The organism is Cryobacterium sp. BB307 (assembly GCF_012274275.1).
Classification (GTDB): Bacteria; Actinomycetota; Actinomycetes; order Actinomycetales; family Microbacteriaceae; genus Terrimesophilobacter.
Map to the genome: position 1 here is coordinate 369,817 of NZ_JAANZA010000003.1, position 21,601 is coordinate 391,417.

18 protein-coding genes, 1 tRNA gene and 1 pseudogene are annotated in these 21,601 nt (G+C 69.2%); 6 read left to right on the forward strand and 14 right to left on the reverse strand.

Annotation, left to right across the window (positions count from 1 at the left end; translation table 11 throughout):
* Positions 1–30 precede the first annotated feature (30 nt).
* Both HGK58_RS13345 and HGK58_RS13350 read left to right on the forward strand, forming a co-directional pair.
* Entirely contained in the window at positions 31–774 is a 744-nt protein-coding gene (locus HGK58_RS13345) for an ABC transporter ATP-binding protein (RefSeq protein WP_168628097.1), read from the forward strand.
* Entirely contained in the window at positions 771–1,505 is a 735-nt protein-coding gene (locus HGK58_RS13350; RefSeq protein ID WP_168628098.1) for an ABC transporter permease, read from the forward strand. The genes HGK58_RS13345 and HGK58_RS13350 overlap by 4 nt, the downstream gene beginning before the upstream one ends.
* A gap of 4 nt (positions 1,506–1,509) precedes the next feature.
* On the opposite strand, the gene HGK58_RS13355 is transcribed toward HGK58_RS13350, so the two are convergent.
* From HGK58_RS13355 to HGK58_RS13365, 3 genes are read right to left on the reverse strand one after another with little or no spacing between them, the layout of a single operon-like run.
* On the reverse strand, positions 1,510–2,913 hold the full coding sequence (locus HGK58_RS13355) for a GH1 family beta-glucosidase (protein WP_168628099.1): 1,404 nt from the start codon (positions 2,911–2,913) through the stop codon (positions 1,510–1,512).
* Positions 2,910–4,229, reverse strand: a complete 1,320-nt coding sequence (locus HGK58_RS13360; RefSeq protein WP_349236226.1) for a D-arabinono-1,4-lactone oxidase — start codon at positions 4,227–4,229, stop codon at positions 2,910–2,912. The genes HGK58_RS13355 and HGK58_RS13360 overlap by 4 nt, the downstream gene beginning before the upstream one ends.
* Positions 4,226–5,473 (reverse strand): alanine racemase, encoded by a 1,248-nt coding sequence (locus HGK58_RS13365; RefSeq protein WP_168628100.1) that lies wholly within the window; start codon positions 5,471–5,473, stop codon positions 4,226–4,228. The genes HGK58_RS13360 and HGK58_RS13365 overlap by 4 nt, the downstream gene beginning before the upstream one ends.
* A 158-nt stretch (positions 5,474–5,631) precedes the next feature.
* Here HGK58_RS13365 and HGK58_RS13370 point away from each other — a divergent pair, with 158 nt between their 5' ends.
* On the forward strand, positions 5,632–7,668 hold the full coding sequence (locus tag HGK58_RS13370) for a hypothetical protein (protein ID WP_168628101.1): 2,037 nt from the start codon (positions 5,632–5,634) through the stop codon (positions 7,666–7,668).
* Here HGK58_RS13370 and HGK58_RS13375 read toward each other — a convergent pair.
* The 8 genes and pseudogenes from HGK58_RS13375 to hisS form a co-directional block, all read right to left on the reverse strand.
* On the reverse strand, positions 7,665–8,357 hold the full coding sequence (locus HGK58_RS13375; protein WP_168628102.1) for a DedA family protein: 693 nt from the start codon (positions 8,355–8,357) through the stop codon (positions 7,665–7,667). The two genes, HGK58_RS13370 and HGK58_RS13375, sit on opposite strands and share 4 nt — an antisense overlap.
* A 327-nt stretch (positions 8,358–8,684) precedes the next feature.
* Positions 8,685–8,758: transfer RNA gene (locus tag HGK58_RS13380), tRNA-Leu, on the reverse strand.
* 49 nt (positions 8,759–8,807) lie between these two features.
* Positions 8,808–10,121, reverse strand: a pseudogene (locus HGK58_RS13385) (NAD(P)/FAD-dependent oxidoreductase); the annotation flags it as partial.
* Between the two features lie 9 nt (positions 10,122–10,130).
* Positions 10,131–11,375 carry a S8 family serine peptidase gene (locus HGK58_RS13390; protein ID WP_349236227.1) on the reverse strand — a complete coding sequence of 415 codons (1,245 nt, stop codon included), beginning with the start codon at positions 11,373–11,375 and terminating at the stop codon, positions 10,131–10,133.
* Complete coding sequence (locus tag HGK58_RS13395; RefSeq protein ID WP_168628105.1) at positions 11,372–11,899, reverse strand: DUF501 domain-containing protein; 528 nt, start codon at positions 11,897–11,899, stop codon at positions 11,372–11,374. Before HGK58_RS13395 ends, HGK58_RS13390 begins: the two co-directional genes overlap by 4 nt.
* Complete coding sequence (locus HGK58_RS13400) at positions 11,896–12,408, reverse strand: septum formation initiator family protein (RefSeq protein ID WP_168628106.1); 513 nt, start codon at positions 12,406–12,408, stop codon at positions 11,896–11,898. Before HGK58_RS13400 ends, HGK58_RS13395 begins: the two co-directional genes overlap by 4 nt.
* 163 nt (positions 12,409–12,571) lie before the next feature.
* Positions 12,572–13,852: a phosphopyruvate hydratase gene (eno, locus tag HGK58_RS13405; RefSeq protein WP_168628107.1), complete on the reverse strand. Its 1,281-nt coding sequence runs from the start codon at positions 13,850–13,852 to the stop codon at positions 12,572–12,574.
* Between the two features lie 73 nt (positions 13,853–13,925).
* Entirely contained in the window at positions 13,926–15,179 is a 1,254-nt protein-coding gene (gene hisS, locus HGK58_RS13410; RefSeq protein ID WP_168628108.1) for a histidine--tRNA ligase, read from the reverse strand.
* A gap of 43 nt (positions 15,180–15,222) precedes the next feature.
* On the opposite strand from hisS, the gene HGK58_RS13415 reads away from it, so the two are divergent.
* Entirely contained in the window at positions 15,223–15,801 is a 579-nt protein-coding gene (locus tag HGK58_RS13415) for a phosphoglycerate transporter (RefSeq protein WP_168628109.1), read from the forward strand.
* Between the two features lie 85 nt (positions 15,802–15,886).
* Here the strand turns inward: HGK58_RS13415 and HGK58_RS13420 are convergent, their stop codons facing one another.
* Positions 15,887–16,408, reverse strand: coding sequence for a ferritin (locus tag HGK58_RS13420; protein ID WP_168628110.1), 522 nt, complete (start codon positions 16,406–16,408; stop codon positions 15,887–15,889).
* A gap of 9 nt (positions 16,409–16,417) precedes the next feature.
* On the reverse strand, positions 16,418–17,095 hold the full coding sequence (locus HGK58_RS13955) for a MazG family protein (protein ID WP_168628111.1): 678 nt from the start codon (positions 17,093–17,095) through the stop codon (positions 16,418–16,420).
* Between the two features lie 54 nt (positions 17,096–17,149).
* Between HGK58_RS13955 and HGK58_RS13430 the strand changes: the two genes are divergently transcribed.
* Complete coding sequence (locus HGK58_RS13430) at positions 17,150–17,917, forward strand: type II CAAX endopeptidase family protein (RefSeq protein ID WP_168628112.1); 768 nt, start codon at positions 17,150–17,152, stop codon at positions 17,915–17,917.
* Positions 17,918–17,959: 42 nt separating this feature from the next.
* The gene (locus HGK58_RS13435; RefSeq protein ID WP_168628113.1) at positions 17,960–20,053 is read left to right on the forward strand and encodes a RecQ family ATP-dependent DNA helicase; all 2,094 of its coding nucleotides are present in this window, start codon (positions 17,960–17,962) and stop codon (positions 20,051–20,053) included.
* Between the two features lie 76 nt (positions 20,054–20,129).
* Here the strand turns inward: HGK58_RS13435 and HGK58_RS13440 are convergent, their stop codons facing one another.
* Positions 20,130–21,497, reverse strand: coding sequence for an MFS transporter (locus HGK58_RS13440; RefSeq protein WP_349236228.1), 1,368 nt, complete (start codon positions 21,495–21,497; stop codon positions 20,130–20,132).
* Between the last annotated feature and the right edge of the window lie 104 nt (positions 21,498–21,601).

A 21,601-nucleotide genomic window follows, 5' to 3' on the forward strand; every position in this document is an offset into this window, starting at 1 on the left:
TGGGGGAACATCCGGGGTTACTGTTCTGGCATGGAGCACTCGGCACTGGCGCTGAGAATCGACGGGCTCACAGTCCGCCGAGGCAGGAACGTCGCGGTTCGCGATCTCGACCTCTCGTTGGCCCGGGGCGAGCTAGTCGGACTGCTCGGACCAAGCGGGAGCGGGAAGACCACTCTCATGCGCTCGATCGTCGGTGTGCAACGCCTCGAGTCGGGCACCGTCACCGTGCTCGGGCAGAGCGCCGGATCGCCGCCGCTTCGCCATCGCGTCGGCTACGTCACCCAGGATGTCAGCGTCTACTCGGACCTGACCGTGCGGGAGAACCTGAGCTACTTCGCCACGGTGCTCGGCGTCGGCGGCGCCGAGATCGACCGCGTCGTGGCTGCCACCGACCTCGGCGGGCAGCTGAAGCAGCTCGCCGGCTCCCTGTCCGGTGGGCAGGTCAGCCGGGTATCCCTCGCCGCGGCACTGCTCGGCACGCCGGAACTGCTCGTGCTCGACGAACCGACGGTCGGCCTGGATCCGGTCCTGCGATCGGAGCTGTGGGGACTGTTCCGTGAGCTCGCGCGCGGTGGCGTCACCCTGCTCGTGTCCAGCCATGTGATGGACGAGGCGACCCGCTGCGACCGCCTGCTGCTCATGCGGGACGGCGAGATCCTGGCCGACACCACACCGCGACAACTGCTCGCGGACACCGGCACCAGCGATGCCGAGGAGGCCTTCCTTGTGCTGATCGAACGGCACCCGGGCGAGCGGACCGAGGAGCGGTCATGAGCATCCGCCGTACCTTCTCGACGACCGGGCGGGTGCTGCGCCAGATCTCCCACGACCCACGAACGGTCGCGCTGCTGCTCGTGGTGCCGAGTTTGCTCATCGGCCTGGTCGCGTGGCTGTTCTCCGATACCGACGTTTTCGAGCAGGTGGGGCCGGCCATGTTGGCGCTCTTCCCGTTCATCATCATGTTCCTGGTCACGAGCATCGCCACCCTGCGCGAGCGGCGCAGCGGCACCCTCGAGCGACTGCTGTCGATGCCGCTCGCCAAGCTCGAGTTCATCCTCGGCTACACCTTCGCGTTCGGACTGCTGGCCGTCCTGCAGGCCTCGATCGCTGTCGCGTTCGCGGTGTGGGTGTGCGGCCTCGAGATCGACGGGCCGCTGTGGCTGCTGCTCTGTGTCGCACTCGCGGATGCCGTGCTCGGCACGACACTGGGCCTGTTCGCGAGTGCGTTCGCGCGCACCGAGTTCCAGGTCGTGCAGTTCATGCCATTGATCGTGTTCCCGCAGGTGCTGCTCGGCGGCATCTTCCTGCCCCGCGAGGACATGCCGGATGTGCTGTACGCAATCTCCGACTGGCTGCCGCTGTCGCACGCGATCGACGCACTCAACGCCGTAGCGGGCGACACCGAAGATGCCGCCTACGTCGGCGGCAAGCTGCTCATCATTGGCGCGTTCGCGCTGGGCGCGGTGATTCTCGGCGCGATCACCCTGCGTCGCCGCACCGCGTGAGCTCTCAGCGCGCCGCGAGTACGCGCTGCAACCACTGGAATGACGACTTCGGGGTGCGGTCGAGGGTGTCGAAGTCCACATGGACGAGGCCGAACCGCTGCGAGTAGCCGGCAGCCCACTCCCAGTTGTCGAGCAGCGTCCACACGTAATAGCCGCGCAGGTCAATGCCCGGAACCGGTTCGATCGCCTCGGCGAGGTGGTCGGCGAGGTACCGGATGCGTTTGCCGTCCCTGACGGCGCCGTCGTCATCCGGTTCGTCGGGGAAGCTCGCGCCGCCCTCGGTGATGTACACCGGCGGCAGCACCTCTCCATACCGCTCGGACAACTGCTTCAGGGTCACGGTCAGGTAGTCCGGCGCGATCGGCCAGCCGAACCCGGTCTCGTCGTACTCCGGCCAGGGCGCGAGCGAGAACGGGATGTTCTTGACGTCGGGGGTTGTGCCATCCGGAGTGTCCTCATCGGCTGGAGCACCGGAACGCACCCGGATCGGCATGTAGTAGTTCACGCCGTAGAAGTCCAGCGGCTGATGGATGGTTTTCAGGTCGAACGAGTCGACCTCGGTGAGCGCGCGGAACAGCTTGCCCGCGCCGAACGGGGGCTTCGGGTAGTGCCCGAGCAGCACCGGGTCGGCGAAGATGCGGTTGTGGAGCAGGTCGAGCAGCTTCGCGAAGTACCGGGCCCTGATCCCCCGTGCCGGGACGACGGGCGCGTGCACGTTGCTGATGCCGACCCCGCCGGCGACACCAGTCGCGCGGAGCGCCTGGACGGCGAAGCCGTGGCCGAGCAGCTGGTGGTGCGCGGCCGGCAGCGCGTCGAACAGGAGTGTCGAGCCGGGCGCGTGGAGGCCGAGCGCGTAGCCGTTCAAGGTCACGGTCGTCGGTTCGTTGATGGTTACCCACGAATCGATCCGGTCACCGAACGCTTCACCGGCGAGCAGCGCGTAGTCGCCGAGCCGATACGCGGTGTCGCGGTTCATCCACCCGCCGCGTTGTTGCAGCAGCAGGGGCGTATCCCAGTGGTAGAGCGTCGCCATCGGCCGGATGCCTGCGTCGAGCAGCGCGTCGATCAGCCGGTCGTAGAACGCAATGCCGTCCTTGTTGCCGGCGCCGATGCCATCCGGCTGGATTCGCGGCCAGCCGAGCGAGAAGCGGTACGAGTCGATGCCCAGCTGCTTCATCAGTTCGATGTCGTCCCGGTAGCGCTCGTAGTGGCCGGTCGCGACCTCGGCGGTGCTGCCATCCTCGATGCGGCCGGCCTGGGTCATGAACGAGTCCCACGTCGACGGGCCGCGACCTCCGCGCCGCACTGCACCCTCGACCTGGAAGGCCGCGGTCGACACCCCGATCGTGAAGCCTGGCGGGATCCGGGCGCCCAGCGCTTCCGGATCGTGTGCGTAATCTCCAGTCATCGGCCGAGAACTGTGTCCAGGTACTCGTTTGCGAATAGCCGCTCCGGGTCGAGTCGATCCCGAAGCTGAACGAACTCACCGAACCGCGGATAGACCATGGATAGAGATTCTGCATCCTGAAAGTGAATCTTTCCCCAATGCGGGCGGCCCTCGAACTCGCGGAACAGCGCGTCGGCCGCGCGGAAATATTCGGTCGGCTCTTCGCGGAAGTACCGGTGCACGGCGATGTACCCGGATGCGCGGCCGGTTGCCGTCGACAGCCAGAGGTCGTCGGGTGCCGCCGCGCGCACCTCGACTGGGAACGAGATGCGCCAGCCGCGGGAGTCGATGAGCGACCGAAGCGCGCGCAGGGCATCCGGGACCTGCTCCAACGGGATGCTGTACTCGAGCTCACGGAACCTGACACTGCGCTGCGTGGTGAAGACCGAGGTCGACACGTCGGTGAACTCGCGGTTCCCGGTGAGCCGGGTCGCGAGCCGGTTGATGCCCGGCACCAGCCGCGGCGCGACGGCGCCGACAACGCAGGTCAGGCCGAACACGCGGTTGGACATCACCCGGTCGTCGAACCAGCGCCGGACCGGTCCCAGTGGGGCGCGGGGCGAGTCGGCCGGCAGGCGGGTGTTGTTCTTCGTCAGCACGGTTCGGGTGTGCGGGAACCACAGGAACTCGAAGTGGTCGACGGATGCCGCGCGGTGCTCGAATGCATCGACGACGGCGTCGAACGGTTCCGGCCGTTCGATCGCGCCCAGCACGAACGCGGGAACGCACTCGATGGTCACCTCGGTGATGACGCCCAGGGCCCCAAGCCCGAGCGCGACCGCCGGCAGCAAGTCAGCGTTCTCGCTCGCGCTGACACGCAGCACAGTGCCGTCGCCGGTGACGAGCACGAGCCCGCGCACCTGGGTCGAGACTCCACCGAAGCGGGCGCCGGTACCGTGCGTGCCGGTGGAGATCGCGCCGGCGATGGTCTGCCGGTCGATGTCGCCGAGGTTCTGCATCGCCAGCCCGAGGGGCGCCAGCAGGTCGGGCAGCTGCCACAGGCGGGTGCCCGCGCCGAGTGTGACGAGGTTGCCGTCCACCGCGAGGACCCCGGCGAGCCCGTCCGGCTCGATCAGGATGTCGGTGGCCACCGCGATGCCCGTGAAGCTGTGCCCGGCGCCCACCGCCTTGACGCGTCGCCGCTGCTCGGCCGCGCGGCGCACGATCGCCACGACCTGATCGGTGGTCGTCGGCGACACCCGCTCGGCCGGCTGCGCCATGGCCGATCGACCCCAGTTGCTCCACGCGGGCGCCGTCCCGGCGCGCGGCGTGCTCACAGGAACGCCTTCCCCTCGCCTCGGTAGGTCGGGATGCTCTCCACCAACCGATCACCGTCGATCACGTGGAGGGTGTTGACGTGCTCGCTGAGCTCGCCGGCCTTGGTGTGGCGCAGCCAGACCCGGTCGCCGATGCGCAAGCTTGTCGCGTCACGGCCCGTGACCGGTGTCTGCACCTCCCCTGCCTGCTCGCGCGGAAGCATCCGCAACTCCCGCGGCCAGGCAACGCGTGGCAGCCGGTCGGCCCCGGGCGGTCCGGATGCGATCCAGCCGCCGCCGTGCAGAGTCGCGATGCGCGATCGTGGCTTGCGGACCACCGACAGCGCGAGGGCTGCGGCCGGCGCCGGTCGGAATGAGCGGTACCCGTCGAACAGGTGCGGGCCGAACAGCCCGCTTCCGGCCGCGATCTCGGTGACCGCCTGCTCGGCGCTGGTTGTCTCGAGTGAGCCGGTGCCGCCCCCGTTGACGAACTCGAGGTCCGCGACGTGGCGGACGGCGGCGACCGCCGCAGCCCGGCGTTCCGCCAGCTCTGCAGCGGATCGGCGCTTCATCCAGCGCAGCATGGCCGCCCGCGCCGGCTTGCCGGCCGGGGCATCGGCGACGCCTGCGAGCTGTCCCTCATAGGCCATCATCCCGACGAGCCGGAATCCGGGCCGCCTCGCGATCGCCTCGGCCAGCGCTCTGGCCTGTTCGGGGCTGTGGACTGGTGATCGCCAGGTGCCGACATGGCCGAGCAGGCGCGAGTCCCAGGACGCGTCCAATTCCAGGCACAGCCGCATTGCCTGCCGCCGGGCGGGAGATACCACCGCGTCGATGAGGTCAAGTTGGTCCAGCGAATCGACCATGAGCGTCACCGTGGACGCCAACCGCGGGTCGTTCGCGAGTGCACCGATGGCCCACCGATCGGCGCTCGGGTAGCCGACCACGACATCCGGCGTCGACCCGGCGGCGAGCGCCTCTGTGGCGAGCCACAGCCCCTCGGCGAGCGTGTAGGCCAGCACACCGCGATAGCCGGGCACGCGCAGCACCGCGTCCATGACACCGCGCGCCCGCACCGACTTCGACGCCACCCGGATTCTCGTCCCGTTCGCGCGACCGAGCATGTCGAACGCGTTGTGGCTCAGCGCGGGCAACGAGAGAACCGCGAACGGCGGATCGAGGTGCGCCGTCGCGGACTCGAGTGCCGCCCAGTAGGCGGCCGGGTCGTCACGCCACGCAGCCGTCGCTGGTCGAGTGAGCTCCATCGCTTCACCGCCTAAGTTTCGAGTGCCTGTCGACTCAACACTATTCATGGTGTGACGCGGGTGACCGGCAACCGACCGAGGGAGTCTCAGGGGTGTTGAGTACCCTTGAGACGACACCACCCGACCACAGCCCTTGGACCAGTGTGCACACCACAGCGATGCAGCGAGTAACCTCGCGCTGCGGCACCACGATCGTGGCCGCCTTCATCGCTGTCGGCGCTGTCCTGACGTTGACCGGTGCCACCGGGTTCGAGGTGCGCGATGAAGAGCGGGGCGAGGAGGCGGCCGCCGCTCAGGCAGCGCGGATCACCAGCCCAGCCGATGGAGCGTTCATCGGCACCGACTCGGTGACCATCAGCGGCACCAAGGAGGTCGGTGCAGGCATCCGCTTCGAGGATGGCCCCGCCGGCTGCGCGATCGCAGCGAACGCGGAGCTGACCTGGAGCTGCACCGCGACCGGCTTGCCGAACGGCGCCGGATACGTGCTGCAGGCCGTTCACATCGCCGCGGACGGCGAGGAGACGGCACTGGATCCGGTGACGATCCATGTTCTCGCGCCGCCCAGCATCGCCGCCAATGGGCCGATCCTGACCACCGGGATCATCTCCGGCGCCGCGCATCCGGGGTCGACGATCGTGCTTCGAGTCAGCGGGTCGGATCAGGTGTGCCCGGGCGTCGCGCGCGGTGACGGATTCTGGTCCTGCTCGATTCCCACTTCCGGCCAGCACATGGTGTCCGCCTCGCAGTCCCATCCCACGATCGGCGGCGGGCAGCGATCGAATCAGTCGGGCACCGTTCAGGTGATGGTGGACAAGGAGCTGCCGGATGCGCCGATCATCACTTCTCCCCGCTCCCAGTCGCGGCTCGAGCGACTGCCCGCGACGGTGACGGGAATCGGCGAGGCGGGTGCGCGGGTCGACGTCTACCTCGACGGCCTGATCGTCTGCCGGGCCACCGTGGAGGGGACGCGCTGGTCCTGCCAGTTTGCGAACGTGCCGAACGGCTCGCACACGCTGCAGGCGCTGCAGCGCGACATGGCCGGTAACTTCAGTTCGCCGAGCACCCCGATCACCGTGTGGATCGGTCCGCGAGAAACGGCACCCAAGCCGGGCGATCCGCCCACGGACGCGCCCGAGCCGGAGCCCGAGGAGCAACCCGAGGCGACACCCACTCCAGCGCCGACGCCGGGCGAGCCGACGCTGCCCGACTGGCCGCCGTCGGGTGCTGCGCCGCCAACCCTCGAGGAGGCGCTCACCAACTGGGGCACGCCCACGGGGTTCGGCACCCGGTTGATGACGCCCGCTGGCACACTCGCGGGCGGCAACTGGCTGCTCGCCCTCGGCATCGCCGGCGGGTTCATCGCGCTCATCGCCGTGCCGATGCGACTCTTCGCGACCACAGTGCGCCCGCACCTGCGCGGCCTTCGGCTGACCGGCCGGAACCGGGGCGCCCTGCCCGCTGATACCGCCGCGACCGGGATCCGCCCGTGGCTTGCGGGGATCGTCCCGCTTGCGGTGACAGCGGCGCTTGTGGTGTTCTCCGGCGGGCTTTCCGGGGAGGTGCGCTACCTTCGGCTGGCCTTCTCCGTCGCAGTCGGCCTGACCATCCTCAACGTGGTCGGGGTTGCGGTGGCCAGCGCTCTGGCGTCCCGCGCGGTTCGGATCAGCGGCAGGCTGGTGTTCGTGCCGGCATTGCTGATCGGCGCCGGCGTGACGGCGATCATCTCCCGCTGGTTCGAGTTGAACCCGCCGTTCATCGTCGGCGTCATCATTTCTGCGGTATACGCGGTCGCGTTGCCGGTCGTGAAGCGCGCGATCGTCTCGCTCGCCGTGCTGGTGTCGCTCGCGCTGCTGGCCACGCTCGCGTGGGTGCTGCACTCCGCGATCGGACCGGTCGAGGGCTTCTGGGGCTCGATCCCGAGCGAAGTGCTGGCGACGATCACCATCGCCGGTTTCGGCTCCGTCATCATGCTGCTGTTGCCGGTCGGCGCTCTGCCCGGGCGGGTCCTGCTCGAATGGTCGAAGCTCGGCTGGCTCGTCGCGGCTCTGGCGTTGACGACACTCGGCGCCGCGGTGCTGGTGGGCGAGGCGCTGCATCCGGTCAACGCGATCGTACTGTCGTCGGTCGCCGTCGTCTTCGCCGCGTTCGCTGTCGCCGCGTGGGGCTGGACCCGGTTCGTGCGCCCCGCCGACTAGCCGCGGTCGGCGCGGCTGCCGACCGGTTCCGGGGTGCGCTTCTTCTCGGCGCGAATGGACCGGATGCGCACAACCAGGAACAGGCTGATCGCGATGACCACGGCGCCGATCACGGCGTACTGCAGCACGTCGGCGTAGCCCTCGACGAGGTGCCAGTTCTCCCCCAGCAGGAAGCCCGCGAGCACGAAAATGGTGTTCCAGATCAGGCTGCCCGCCGTGGTGAGTGCGATGAACAGCGGCAGGTTCATGCGTTTCACGCCGGCCGGGATGGAGATCAGGCTGCGGAAGATCGGGATCATCCGGCCGAAGAACACGGTCTTCGCCCCGTGCCGGTCGAACCATGCCTCGGCCTTGTCGACATCCTCCACGCGGATGAGCGGGATGCGTTCGGCGAGCCAGCGCATCCGGGAGCGCCCCAGCATCGCGCCGATCGCATAGAGGGCGAGCGCGCCGACGATGGAGCCGAGGGTCGTCCAGACGATGACCTCGAGGAGGCCGAGGCTGCCCTGGCTCGCAGTGAAGCCGGCGAGGGGCAGGATGACCTCGCTCGGCAGGGGCGGAAACAGGTTCTCGGCTGCGATGGCGATGCCGGCGCCGAGACCGCCGAGGGTCTCCATGAGGTTGACAGCCCAGCCGGCGATGCCGGTGAGGGCGTTTTCGGGCGCGGTGGAAGTAGGAAGAAGAATCATGGGATACGCGAAAGCGTACCGGCGGTGCCTGAGTGCGAGGTTGGCGGCTGCCGCTACGCGTGGACGGAGCACGAGACCGCCGCCCGTAGACGCCCACCGCACCCGCGGCCTCGCACTCCGTCCCCGTTTCGCTCGCGTTCGCGTCGCGCGGGTGCATTATGCAGGCGCGGGTGCTGCAACACCCGCGCGTGAACAGAAGTCCCGCGCGCGGGTAGTTTATCCACGCGCGGGTCCAATTCGACCCGCGGATGGAAGTTCGACCCGCGTGACGGGGATCTCGACAGGCTCGATCACCGAGCGGGGGCCGACCGCCGAGGGCCGCCGGGGTGCCCCCACAGGGATTCGAACCCTGACTTGGACGATTTTAAGTCGTCTGCCTCTGCCAGTTGGGCTATGGGGGCGCACGAATGCAACCCCGAGCCTACCGAGTCAACTGCGGGACGCTCAGGCCTTCGGCCGGGACGCGAACTCCTCGAAAGCCGCACGCGGGGTGATGCGGTCCTCAAGGGAGACGACGTCGCGGCGGAACAGGAAGTTGACGATCCAGTTCCCGAACACGCGAACCTTGCGCTCCCACATCGGGATGGCGAGGCCGTGGTAGCCGCGGTGCATGACCCAGGCGGGCAGGCCCTTCACCGCGAGCCGACCGGACTGGAAGACACCCTCGTACAGGCCGATACCGGCGACAGCACCCTGGTTCTTGTGGAAGTAGTCCACGGGCGCGTCACCGCGGAGCTCCGCGACAACGTTCCTGGCCAGACGCTTGCCCTGCCGGACAGCGTGCTGAGCGTTCGGAACGCAGAACCCGCCGACGCCGCCGCCGGTGAGGTCCGGAACGGCACTCACGTCGCCAGCGCCCCACGCATCCGGAACGACCCCGTTGTCATTGATGACCTTGAGGTCGGCCTGCACGCGCAGTCGTCCGCGCTCTTCCAGGGGCAGGTCGGTGTTGCGCAGGACCGGGTTGGCCATGACACCGGCGGTCCACACGATGGTGTCCGACTCGAACGACTCACCGGTGGAGAGCTCGATCCTGCCGTCGACCGCCGACACCAGCTGGGTGTCGAGGTGCACCTGCGCGCCGCGCTGGGCGAGGTTCTTCAATACCCAGTGGCTGGTCTCGAGGGAGACCTCGGGCATGATGCGGCCCATAGCCTCGATGAGGTGGAAGTGGGTGTCCTCGAACGAGAGGTTCGGGTAGTGCCGGATGAGGTAGCTCGCCAGGCTGCGCAGCTCACCGAACGTCTCGATGCCGGCGAACCCGCCGCCGACGACCACGAAGGTCAGCAGGCGGTCGCGCTCGGGGCCGGGGGGAAGGTTCGCTGCCCGGTCGAAGTTGGTGATGAGACGGTCACGCACGGCGATGGCCTCTTCGATGTTCTTCATGCCGATGGCCTCATCGGCGACACCCGGGATCGGGAAGGTGCGCGAGACCGAACCGGCGGTCACGATGATGATGTCGTAGTCGAGCTCGTACGGCTCCGCACCCTCGGGTGAGACGGTGGCCTTCTTCTCGGCATGGTTGATACCGGTGACGCTCGCCGTGATGACCCTGGTGCGCTTCAGGTGACGCCGGTGGGCGACCACCGCATGGCGGGGTTCGATCGAACCAGCCGCGACCTCGGGGAGGAACGGCTGGTAGGTCATGTAGGGTCGCGGGTCGACCATAGTGACCTCGGCTTCACCGCGACGCAGCCACTTCTCGAGCTTGCGCGCTGTGTAGAAGCCGGCATAGCCACCGCCGACGATCAGGATTTTTGGCACTGATCTATCTTACCCCTCGTATCGAGTGCCCCTGACCCGGCGCACGAACGCCACGGTCCACCAGACCACAACCACGCCGAATCCGGCGTAAACCAGCAGCGGGATGCCGACATCGCGCAGTTCGTGCAGCGTGGGCAGTACGCTGCCCATCGGGTTGGGCACCCCGGCGGAATCCTCGGCCGGGGCGGGCTCCGGGGCCGCCGGAACCGGCACTGCGGTGACCTCGGGCTCGACGGCGGCGCGCCGGTGCAGCCGGATCCACTCGGTGAGCTGGGCGGCGGGACTGGTGTCGGCGGCGGGAACGTCCGCGGTCACCGCGGCTGCGGCATCCAGCAGTCCGTACCCGTAGATCGGGCTCGGCACTTCGCTGCCGACCGGGCGGGCGGTCGCCGTCACCCTGTTGATGACGTCGCCCGCGCTGAGCTCCGGATGCGCGGCCCGCACGAGCGCGACAACGCCGGCGACGATGGGGGTCGCGCCGCTGGTGCCCGCCCATGAGTAATAGCCGCCGCCGGGCGCCGCGCCGACGAGTTCCTCGCTCGGGGCTGAGACGGAGATGGTGATGCCCTGCGATGAGGCGTCCCAGCTGGCCTTTCGGCTCCGGTCGACGCCGCCGACCACGAGCACGCCCGGCATGGTGGCCGGTGCGCCCACCTCGGTGGTGCCGCTGCCGCGGTTGCCTGCTGCGGCGACCACGACCACGTCGTGCTCCATCGCGTACAGGAACGCCTCGTCCCAGCTTTCCGGCCACTCGAGCGTGTTGCGGGTGAGGGACATGTTGATGACGTCCGCTCCGTTGTCGACCGCCCAGCGCACCGCCGTCGCGATCTGCTCATCCGCTCCCAGCTGACCGGCGCCGAAGCCCATCGAGACCGCCAGCAGGTTGGCTTCGGGCGCAGCGCCGATGATGCCGCTGTTGCCGCTGTGTCCGCGACCGGCGAGCAGCGAGGCGACCATGGTGCCGTGCTCGCTGTTGTTGCCGACCGGGGTTTGGCCGTTCGGGGTGCCGACGCCCGAGACATCCGTGCCGCCAGCGACCGCACCCACCAGGTCGGGGTGTGTGGCGTCGATGCCGGTGTCGATGACCGCGACGGTCACCCCGGCACCACGCGTGGTGTTCCATGCCTGGCTGATGCCGTAGTCGGCGAGCCAATACTGGCGGTCGCGCACCGCGTCGGCCGACGCGGTGGGTCCGACGAGCAGCACGGATGCGGCGACGCCCAGCGCCGCGATGCCGGCGAGCGCCCGCCTCACTCGGCCACCTCGTCGATGCCGTAGTCGGCGCACTCGCACACCTGCGGCGACCAGCTGCCGCGGTCGAGGGCGCGGTCGCCGATCGGGTTCACCCCCGGCCCGGTCGCGAGGGCATGCGCGGCGAGCGCGTGCAGGCACTTCACTCTGGTCGGCATGCCGCCGGCCGAGATGCCGTCGATCTCGTCGACGTGCCCGAGCTGTGCGCGGTCGGCGAGGTAGGAGTCGTGGGCTGCCGCGTACGCGTCGCGCAGCGCCGCGTCGTCGGCGAGCAGCTCAGTGAACTCGGCCATCACCCCGTCGGCTTCAAGGGTCGACATGGCGGCGGTGGCCACCGGATGGCTGAGGTAGTAGGTGGTCGGGAACGGGGTGCCGTCATCCAGTCGGGGCGCCGTCGCGACCACGGTCGGCGCGCCGCAGACACAGCGCGCGGCGATGCCGACGACCCCGCGCGCGGGTCGCCCCAGCTGCGCGGAGACAATCGCGATGTCCCGCTCGGTCGGCGGGTCGAAGGGCGGGCGTGTCATGGCGCCCCCGGCGAACCCTGGATGACCGGGGCGACCAGCTCGTCCGGTGCAGCATCCGACAGCCCCGCGGTCAGGAAGGACGACAGCATCATCGCGGCCCAGTCGACCTGAGTGGTCTGCAGTTCGTCGCTGATCGGCTGGCCGTCCTGCGTGCTGAGCGTCTGGCCGTCGTCGATCACCAGGTAGCTGTACTCCCCCGGATAGACGTAGTTGAGGCGTTCGCGCGCCTGGGTCTCGATGTAACTGGGGTCGTCCCAGCGCGCCTTCTCGTCGGCGAGTTCCTCCACGCCGGCCTCCTGCTGCCTGACCTGCTCCTCGAGCTGGGCGATCTGCTGGCGCTGCTCGATGAAGACCTTCAGCGACGGCGCGAGCACGACCACGGTCAGCACCAGCACGACCAGGGTCGCGATCGTGAACCCAGACATCCGGATGCTGCGCAACCAGCGTGCGTGCGCGCTCTCCTGCGGCAAGCGCACGGGTACGCGCTGAGTTCTCTCACGCCTGGGCATGTATCGAGCCTAAAGGCCGTTCGCTGGGTGAGCGTGACGTGGCGCCCGGTGTGGCTGGTTGGCGCAACAGCGCCCGCGCAGCTCCCCGAGGGGTCGGAAACCGGCCTTCCCGCCCACGCGAAGGGCAGTTAGCGACCCCTCGGGGAGCTGTGCGACGGCGCGATCAGGCGGTGAAGCGCGGGAAGGCGCTGCGGCCCGCGTACACCGCGGCATCCGCGAGCTCCTCCTCGATGCGCAGCAGCTGGTTGTACTTGGCGACCCGCTCGCTGCGGGCCGGCGCGCCGGTCTTGATCTGGCCGGCATCCGTTGCCACGGCGAGATCGGCGATGGTGGTGTCCTCGGTCTCGCCGGAGCGGTGCGACATCACGACTGTGTAGCCGCTGCGCTGAGCCAGCGAGACGGCGTCGAGGGTCTCGGTGAGCGTGCCGATCTGGTTCACCTTGACCAGGATCGAGTTCGCCGACTGCCGCTCGATACCCTGCGCGAGGCGCTTCGGGTTGGTGACGAAGAAGTCGTCGCCTACCAGCTGCACGCGGCTGCCGAGCTCGCGGGTGAGCGCGGCCCAGCCGTCCCAGTCGTCCTCCGACAGCGGGTCCTCGATCGAAACGAGCGGGTACGCGCCGAGCAGTTCGCCGTAGTAGGCGACGAGCTCGTCGTTGCCAATCTGCTTGCCCTCGAACAGGTACTTGCCGTTCTCGAAGAACTCGGTCGAGGCGACATCCAGTCCCAGCGCGATATCGCTGCCGGGGGTGAACCCGGCCTTCTGGATGGCTTCCATCAGCAGGTCGAGCGCTGCCCGGTTGCTGGCGAGATCCGGGGCGAATCCTCCCTCGTCGCCGAGGCCGGTGCTGAGCCCCTTGTCGTGCAGGATGGCCTTCAGCGCGTGGTACGTCTCGACGCCCCAACGCAGCGCCTCGCTGAAGCTGTCCGCGCCGACCGGCAGGATCATGAACTCCTGGATGTCGACGTTGGTGTCGGCGTGCGCGCCGCCGTTGATCACGTTCAGCATCGGCACCGGCAGCACGTGCGCGTTCGGTCCGCCGAGGTAGCGGAACAGCGGCAGGTCGGCAGAGTCGGCCGCGGCTTTTGCGACCGCGAGCGAGACGCCGAGTAGCGCGTTGGCGCCCAGCGTGGACTTGTTATCGCTGCCGTCGAGCTCGATCATCGCGGCGTCGATCAGGCGCTGGTCGGTGGCGTCGAAGCCCTCGAGAGCCGGCCCGATCACGTCGAGCACGGCGTCGATGGCCTTCAGCACGCCCTTGCCGCCGTAGCGGCCCTTGTCGCCGTCGCGCAGCTCGTAGGCCTCGAAGGCGCCGGTCGACGCACCGGACGGGACAGCAGCGCGCGACACCGTGTCGTCATCGAGGAGCACCTCGACCTCGATCGTCGGGTTGCCTCGTGAGTCCAGGATCTCCCGTGCGCCAATTGCCTCGATCAATGCCACGACGGGCCTCCTTCGTTGGTGTGGGTTTGCTGCCGGCGCAATCCTACTGGCCGGCTTTGCGTGAAGTCCGGGGTCAGCCGAGGTCGCGCAGCTCGAGCTCGGCGGCCGACGTGACATCGGTTCCGACGAACGCGAACCGGCTGAACCCGGATGCGGCGAGCGCGTCGAGCGCGGACTTCACGTTCTTGGGGCGCTTCTCCAGACGCACCCGGTAGCCGACCGTGGCGAGCTTGGATTTGAGGGCGACCAGCGTCGCCGGCTCGACATCCGCGTCGTAGAGCAGCGCGACGGTCTCGCCCGCCGCCTCGTCGGGCAGCTCGACCAGGTCGACGATGCGCTCGAAGCCGATTGAGAAGCCGGTGGCGGGGACGTCCCGGCCCAGGAAGCGGCCGACCATGCCGTCGTAGCGGCCACCGCCGCCGAGCGAGCTGCTCGACTCCGGGTGCGCGACCTCGAAGATCGCGCCGGTGTAGTAGCCCATGCCGCGCACCAGGTTTGGGGAGAAGACCAGCCGCGCATCCGGGACTCCCGCGCGGATCGAGCGCAGCGTGCGGTAGGCGTCGATGTCCAGCCAGGCGGGCGGCTCGTCCAGCAGCGACCAACCGTCGTCGGCGAGGGTCGCCGCGGCCTGCAGGGTCGGGCCGACCACCGGGGAGTCGGTGATGCCGTGCTCCCGCAGTTCGGCGACGACACCGTCGACGCCGATCTTGTCTTCCTTGTCGATGGTGATCATGGCGCGCTCGTGGTTCTCGCGGGCGATCCCGAAGTGGTCGAGCATGGCGACGAGGATGCGGCGGTCGTTGATCCGGATGGACCAGCCGGTGAGGCCGAGGGCGCGCAGGGTCGCCGCGGTCGCGGTGAGCAGCTCGAGTTCCGCGAGCGGACCGGCTTCGCCGATGATGTCGATGTCGCACTGCATGAACTGGCGGTAGCGCCCCTTCTGCGGTCGCTCTGCTCGCCACACCGGAGCGATCTGGATGGCGCGGAACACCGCGGGAAGCTCGGCCTGGTGGCTCGCATAGAACCGCGTGAGCGGCACGGTCAGGTCGAAGCGCAGGCCGAGGTCGGCGAGTTCGAGCGGGTCGGTCGCGGCTGTGAGGTCGTCGTTGGTCAGGCCGCGCTTCATGACGGCGAAGGCGAGCTTCTCGTTGTCGCCGCCGAGGCCCGCGTGCAGACGCGAGCTGTCCTCCATCACCGGGGTCTCGATCTCGTCGAAGCCGTGCGCCCGGTACTGCTCCCGGATGACCGCGAGCACCCGCTCGCGGCGGGCCTTCTCTGCGGGCAGAAAGTCGCGCATCCCGCGCGGGGGGTTCACCGGGTTCGCCATGCATCGATTCTGGCAGGTCGCCGGACGTGCCTACGATCGACCCATGTCCTCGCTTGACGAACTGGTGGGAGCCGTCGAGGGGCTCCGCGCCGCCCGCGGACGCGTCGTGGTCGGCGTGTCCGGCTTCGGCGGCGCAGGCAAGACGACGCTCGTGCGCGCCCTGCTATCCGCTGTCGACGGCAGCGCGCGCATCCGGGGGGATGACTTCCTCGACCCGGAGCGCTCCAAGCACCGGTCGGTGGACTGGGACGGGGTTGACCGTTCGCGGCTGCTCGAGGAGGTCATCGTGCCGTTTCGTGCCGGGCGCGCCTCCGCGTACCGACCGACGGACTGGGTGACCGGTGGGCTGGGCGACCCGCATCCGGTGCCGGATGCAGCTGTGCTGATCGTCGACTCGGTGGGGTTGTTCCATCCGGAGCTGGACGGCGCGTTCGATCTCGCTGTCTGGGTCGACTGCGAGCTTGCCGTCGCCACCGCACGCGGCAAGGCACGGGATCGCGCCGACGGCAACGACCACGACCGGCTCTGGGACGAGGTGTGGATGCCCAACGACCGCGACTTCGCCGAGCGCTTCGACCCGCGCTCCGCGGCCGACCTGGTGTACCGCGCCGACGCGCACTGAACCCGCCCGACGGTGCTGCAGTTTGTTATCGATGCGCCCGCTGTAGCACCCGCATCGATAACAAGCGGAGCAGCGTTGCGGATGCCTAGACGCCGCCGCCGGCCGCGGCCGGAGCGCTCGGATCCTCGCCCTCGCCGATCGCTTCGCGCACCAGGTAGTTCTCGATGTCGAAAAGGTTCTCGGCCCGCTCGATGATGGTCAGCAGCGTCGACATCGACGCGACCTCCTCGACCTGCTCCTTCAGGAACCACAGCATGAACTGCTCGCCGAGCGCGTCGTTCTCCGCCCGCGCGGCGGCGAACAGCGCCTCGATCTGCTGGGTCACGCGCTTCTCCTGATCCAGCGCGAGCGCGATCGGCTCACGCTCGTTCGCGAAGTCGTTGCGCACCGGCGGCACTCCGGGGATTTCGATCCCCAGATTCCGGTCGAGCCGGTACTGCACGAGCATCATCGCGTGGTTGCGCTCCTCGAGCGCCTGCCGGTAGAAGTGCTTCGCGAGCTGGGGCAGGTCCCGGTTGTCGTACCAGACCGCGATCGCGATGTACTGCTGCGAGGCCGAGAACTCGTTGCCGATCTGCGTCTGCAACAACTGGTCGAAGGATGTCATGCCTCGACGCTACCGGCTCATCCCCCGTGACGTCTGCGCCTCGGCCGCATCCTCAGCCTCCCGGATCTCGTCCTGCAGAAGCCGCAGCCGCGCCCGCAGCGCGCGCTCCGCGTCCAGCCCGCGGGCCTTCGCCGACGTCACGACTGCGAGCAGCACGTCGCCGAGCTCATCTTCGGAGGATGGGACCGGCACATCCGGCAACTCCACCTCGACGCCGTGGGCCTTCCCGACGAGCTTGTCGGCGAGCAGCAGCGACGGCATGCCGTGCGGGATGCCGTCGAGCACGCTCGTGCGGTGCGGCTTCTCAGCCGCCTTCAGGTGCTCCCAGTTGGCCATCACCGCGTCGGGTGTATCCGCAACGATTTCACCGAAGACGTGCGGATGCCTGCCAACCATCTTGCGGGTCATCTGTTCCGCGACATCCTCGATGGTGAACTCCTCGCCCGGCGTGTGCGCGGCGATGTCGGAGTGGAAGATGACCTGGTACAGCACGTCCCCGAGCTCCTCGATCAGGTCGTCGCGGCTGCCGGACTCGATCGCGTCGACCAGCTCGAAGCACTCCTCGATCAGGTAGCGCACGAGCGACTCGTGGGTCTGCTCGCCGTCCCACGCGCATCCGCCTGGCGCGCGTAGCCGCTCGAGCACGGCGATCAGTTCATCGAGCTTGGGATGCGGGGCGGCAGTCATGCGTCAATCCTGCCACCGCCGTGCTGGCAGCCGAGCGACTGCGACAATGGGGCGGTGCTGCCCGTCGACCACCCGCTCGCCCCGGCGACCTACGGAGTGCTGCTGGTCGGTCTGATCGCGGTGCTCGTGACCCGGGCCATCCGGAAGGACCGGCGCGAGTACCAGCGCTTCAAGCGGTACCGGACCACCCGGCGCAGGCAGGCGCTGTACCGCAAGTGGCTCATCGAGTCGTTCGCCTGGTTCGGCGGCTCGGCGCTGGTCGTGCTCCTGCTGGTGTGGCCGTACCTGCCCCTGATGCTTGAGGAGGTCGACCACTGGCCGGCGGTGAGCGCCTTCCACGACCTGCTCGAGGAGGGCGGCGCGCTCGCCCAGTGGCTGATCGGCGGCGGCTCCCTGGCGTTGCTGGCGGTGATCACCCTGTCGGTGTTCCTGGCCAGGAACGCGACCGAGCAGGTGCCCACGATCGGCGACATCCATGCGCTGCTGCCCCGCAACCGTGCCGAGCTGCGGTTCGGTGCCCTGCTGTCGGTCAACGCCGGCGTGGTGGAGGAGCTGCTGTTCCGGCTCGCGCTGCCGGTGCTCATCTTCGCGGTCGTCGGGGACGCGTTCGCCGCTGTGGTCGCGAGCGTCCTGGTCTTCGGGCTGCTGCACGCCTACCAGGGCGCTCCGGGGCTGATCGCCAGCCTGGTGGTCGGCGCGATCCTGATGGCGATCTTCCTGCTCACGGGCAGCATCCTGTGGCCGATCATCGTGCACGCGCTGTTCGACCTGCGCTCGCTCGTGCTGATCCCGGTCGTGGTCTACCGGGTGCATGAGAAGTAGCCGCCCAGCGCGCGTGTCGGCGGCACCTGCCAAGCTCGTTGGATGACCGGCACCCGCGAGCAGGCTCTCGACATCCTTCGCACCCTCGTCGGCCGTGATGACGCCGATTTCCACGATGGCCAGTTCGAGGCGATCAGCACCCTCGTCGACGATCGTCGTCGCACGCTCGTGGTGCAGCGCACCGGATGGGGCAAGTCGGCGGTGTACTTCGTCGCAACGCTGCTGCTGCGCCGGCGGGGCGCGGGTCCGACGATTCTCGTCTCCCCGCTGCTGGCGCTCATGCGCGACCAGATCGCGGCCGCGCGCCGCGCCGGTGTCCGTGCGGTGGCGATCAACTCCACCAACCCGCACGAGTGGGCCGAGATCCAGACTCTGCTGCGCGACGACGAGGTCGACGTGCTGCTGGTCTCCCCCGAGCGCCTCAACAATCCGACGTTCCGCGACGAGCAGCTGCCCTCGCTCATCGAGCGCATCGGCATGCTCGTCGTCGACGAGGCCCACTGCATCTCGGATTGGGGACACGACTTCCGACCCGACTACCGTCGCCTGCGCGACCTGATCGCCGTCATCCCCGACGGCGTGCCGGTGCTCGCCACGACCGCGACCGCCAACAGCCGAGTGGTGACGGATGTCGCGGAGCAGCTCGGCGGCGCGTCCGTCGTCACGATCCGCGGCCCGCTGGCGCGTGGGTCGCTTCGCCTGGGGGTGCTTCGACTGCCGGATGCTGCGACTCGCCTCGGCTGGCTGCTCAGCCACCTGGGCGACCTGCCCGGCAGTGGGATCATCTACACGCTCACGGTCGCGGCCGCTGAGGACACCGCGCGGCTGCTGCGCGAGGCGGGGCACAGCGTGCGCGCCTACACCGGGCAGACCGACACGGCCGAGCGGGAGGAATCCGAGCGCGCGCTCAAGGCCAACGAGGTGAAGGCGCTGATCGCCACCAGCGCGCTCGGAATGGGCTTCGACAAGCCCGACCTCGGTTTCGTGCTGCACCTCGGCGCGCCGAGCTCGCCCGTCGCGTACTACCAGCAGGTTGGTCGCGCCGGCCGCGCCACCGAGAACGCGGACGTGCTGCTGCTGCCCGGCAGCGAGGACGAGGCGATCTGGGAGTACTTCGCGACCTCATCGATGCCGACGCAGGAGCGCGCCGAACGGGTGCTCGAGGAGTTGGCGCTCGAGGCGGGCGCCCCGCTGTCGACGCCCGCGCTCGAGGCGAGGGTGAACATCCGGCGCACCCGGCTGGAGTTGCTGCTCAAGGTGCTCGACGTGGACGGTGCGGTGCGGCGGGTTCGCGGTGGCTGGGTGTCGACAGGGCAGCCCTGGGTCTACGACGCGGATCGATACGACCGCATCGCCGCCGAGCGGGTCGCCGAGCAGCAGCACATGCTCGACTACGAGCGCACCGATGCCTGCCGCATGGAGTACCTGCAGCGCTCGCTCGACGATGAGACGGCCGCGCCGTGCGGTCGGTGCGACAACTGCGCCGGCGTGTGGTTTCCGAGCGCGGTGGAGACGGATGCCGCCAGTCGCGCCTCCTCGTCACTCGATCGCGTTGGGGTGGCTCTCGAGCCGCGGGCGCAGTGGCCGACCGGCGCCGACCGGCTCGGTGTTCCGGTGCGGGGGAACATCGCGCCGGCAGAGCGGATGCTGGAGGGTCGCGCACTCGCGAGACTCACCGACCTCGGCTGGGGCAACACACTGCGTGAGCTGTTCGCGCCGGGCACGCCGGACGCGCCCGCCAGCCAGGCACTGATTGCCGCGTGCATCCGGGTACTGGCCGACTGGGGTTGGGACGAGCGACCGGCAGCGGTCATGTCGATCCCGTCGCGCAGCAGGCCGCTCCTGATCGAGTCGGTCGCGCATTCTCTGGCCGGCGCGGGACGACTGCCGTACCTTGGCGCCCTCGCACTGACCGGGTCGGGGCCGTCGGGCGAACCGGGGGGCAACAGCGCCTACCGGCTCTCGAGCGTCTGGGGCGCGTTCGAGCTGCCGCCTGCCGGCACGCTGCCCACCGGGCCGATCCTGCTCGTTGACGACCTGGCCGACAGCCGGTGGACCCTCACGGTCGCGGCGCGTGAACTGCGGCTGGCAGGAGCTACCGCCGTACTGCCGTTCGCGATCGGCCTGCGCGGCTGAGCGGCCTGCCCGGTCGACTTGCCCACTTCGGCCCCGGTTCGGGCCGAAAAGTGGGGCGAAAGTGGGCAACTCGGCTTCAGGGGCGCAGGTCCTCGACCGGCTCCGAACCGGGCACGGTGGTCTTCGGCATCCCGAGTCCCGCAGCAGCCGTCACGATCGCCACGACCAGAACACCGGCGAACACCGCGGTCGATCCGGCGATGATGTCGTCGGCGCCGGGCTGGGTGGCGGTGCTGCCGAAGATCGCGTTCGCTATCGCGCCGAAGATCGCCACGCCGACGGCACTGCCCACCGACCGGGCGAACATGTTGGCGCCGGTGGCCACTCCACGCTCGCTCCAGCCGACGCTCGACTGGGCCGAGACGATCGTCGAGGCACCCATGAATCCCATGCCGAGCCCGATGATGAAGCAGGCGGCGCCAGTGATCCACACCGATGGCGTCGAGGCGAAGGCGACCAGCACGGCGGCGCCGACAATCGCAACGGCGAGGCCGATCAAGATCGTGAAGCGAAAGCCGAAGCGGAGATACAGGTGACCCGCCCACGCCGCCGAGATCGGCCAGCCAAGCGTCAGCGCCGCCAGGGCGAGACCGGCAACGATGGGCGCCACGCCCAGCGAGCCCTCCAGGTAGGTCGGCACGTAGCTGGTCAGACCCATCAGGATCGCCCCCATGCCAAGGCTGATGAGCACCGTCTGCCGCAGCAAGCGGCGCGAGAACACCCACAGCGGGAACACCGGTTCGGCAGCACGGCGCTCCACTGCCACGAAGCTGATCAGCAGAGCGAGGCCGCCGCCGAAGCATCCGATGCTCTGCCACGACATCCACGCCCAGGCGTGACCGCCCTCGAGCAGACCGAGGATGAGCAGCGACATTGTGCTCATCAGGAGCATCGCACCGGCGATATCGACCTTGTGCTGTTTGCGCGGCACCGTCTCGCGCAGGTGGCGCACGAGCAGCCAGGCGGCGAACAGGCCCAGTGGCACGTTGATGAAGAAGATGCCGCGCCAGAAGCCGAACTGGGCGAACACCCCGCCGAGGGTCGGACCGACGACCGCCGCGATCCCCCACACGGCCGAGATGTAGCCCTGCACCCGGGCGCGCTCGGCCACCGTGTAGATGTCCCCGACGATGGTGACTGCGGTCGGCTGGACGGCGCCTGCGCCGATGCCCTGGATGGCGCGGGCCACGATGAGCGCGGGCATGCTCCACGCCAGCCCGCACAGCACCGAGCCCACCAGGAAGATGCCGATGCCGAGCAGGATGATGGGCTTGCGCCCGACCATGTCCGAGAGCTTCGAGTAGACCGGCACCGTGACCGCTTGGGTGAGCAGGTAGATCGAGAAAAGCCAGGGGAACAGCGAGAAGTCGCCGAGCTCGTCCACGATGGTCGGGATCGCGGTCGCCAAGACGGTCGAATCGATGGCAACCAGGCCGATCGTCACAAGGACGGCGAGCAGTGTCGGTCCGCGCTCGGACCGCAAGCCGATGGACAGGTCCTCCTCCTCAGGTGAGCCGACAGCCAGCCGCGTCGTCCGGCGGATCCACG

Excerpts from the sequence above, each read along its gene's own strand:
- HGK58_RS13345 (WP_168628097.1), top strand. The coding sequence starts at position 31 with ATGGAGCACTCGGCACTGGCGCTGAGAATCGACGGGCTCACAGTCCGC.
- HGK58_RS13350 (WP_168628098.1), top strand. The coding sequence starts at position 771 with ATGAGCATCCGCCGTACCTTCTCGACGACCGGGCGGGTGCTGCGCCAG.
- HGK58_RS13355 (WP_168628099.1), bottom strand. The coding sequence starts at position 2,913 with ATGACTGGAGATTACGCACACGATCCGGAAGCGCTGGGCGCCCGGATC.
- HGK58_RS13365 (WP_168628100.1), bottom strand. The coding sequence starts at position 5,473 with ATGGAGCTCACTCGACCAGCGACGGCTGCGTGGCGTGACGACCCGGCC.
- HGK58_RS13370 (WP_168628101.1), top strand. The coding sequence starts at position 5,632 with ATGCAGCGAGTAACCTCGCGCTGCGGCACCACGATCGTGGCCGCCTTC.
- HGK58_RS13375 (WP_168628102.1), bottom strand. The coding sequence starts at position 8,357 with ATGATTCTTCTTCCTACTTCCACCGCGCCCGAAAACGCCCTCACCGGC.
- HGK58_RS13395 (WP_168628105.1), bottom strand. The coding sequence starts at position 11,899 with ATGACACGCCCGCCCTTCGACCCGCCGACCGAGCGGGACATCGCGATT.
- HGK58_RS13400 (WP_168628106.1), bottom strand. The coding sequence starts at position 12,408 with ATGCCCAGGCGTGAGAGAACTCAGCGCGTACCCGTGCGCTTGCCGCAG.
- hisS (WP_168628108.1), bottom strand. The coding sequence starts at position 15,179 with ATGGCGAACCCGGTGAACCCCCCGCGCGGGATGCGCGACTTTCTGCCC.
- HGK58_RS13415 (WP_168628109.1), top strand. The coding sequence starts at position 15,223 with ATGTCCTCGCTTGACGAACTGGTGGGAGCCGTCGAGGGGCTCCGCGCC.
- HGK58_RS13420 (WP_168628110.1), bottom strand. The coding sequence starts at position 16,408 with ATGACATCCTTCGACCAGTTGTTGCAGACGCAGATCGGCAACGAGTTC.
- HGK58_RS13955 (WP_168628111.1), bottom strand. The coding sequence starts at position 17,095 with ATGACTGCCGCCCCGCATCCCAAGCTCGATGAACTGATCGCCGTGCTC.
- HGK58_RS13435 (WP_168628113.1), top strand. The coding sequence starts at position 17,960 with ATGACCGGCACCCGCGAGCAGGCTCTCGACATCCTTCGCACCCTCGTC.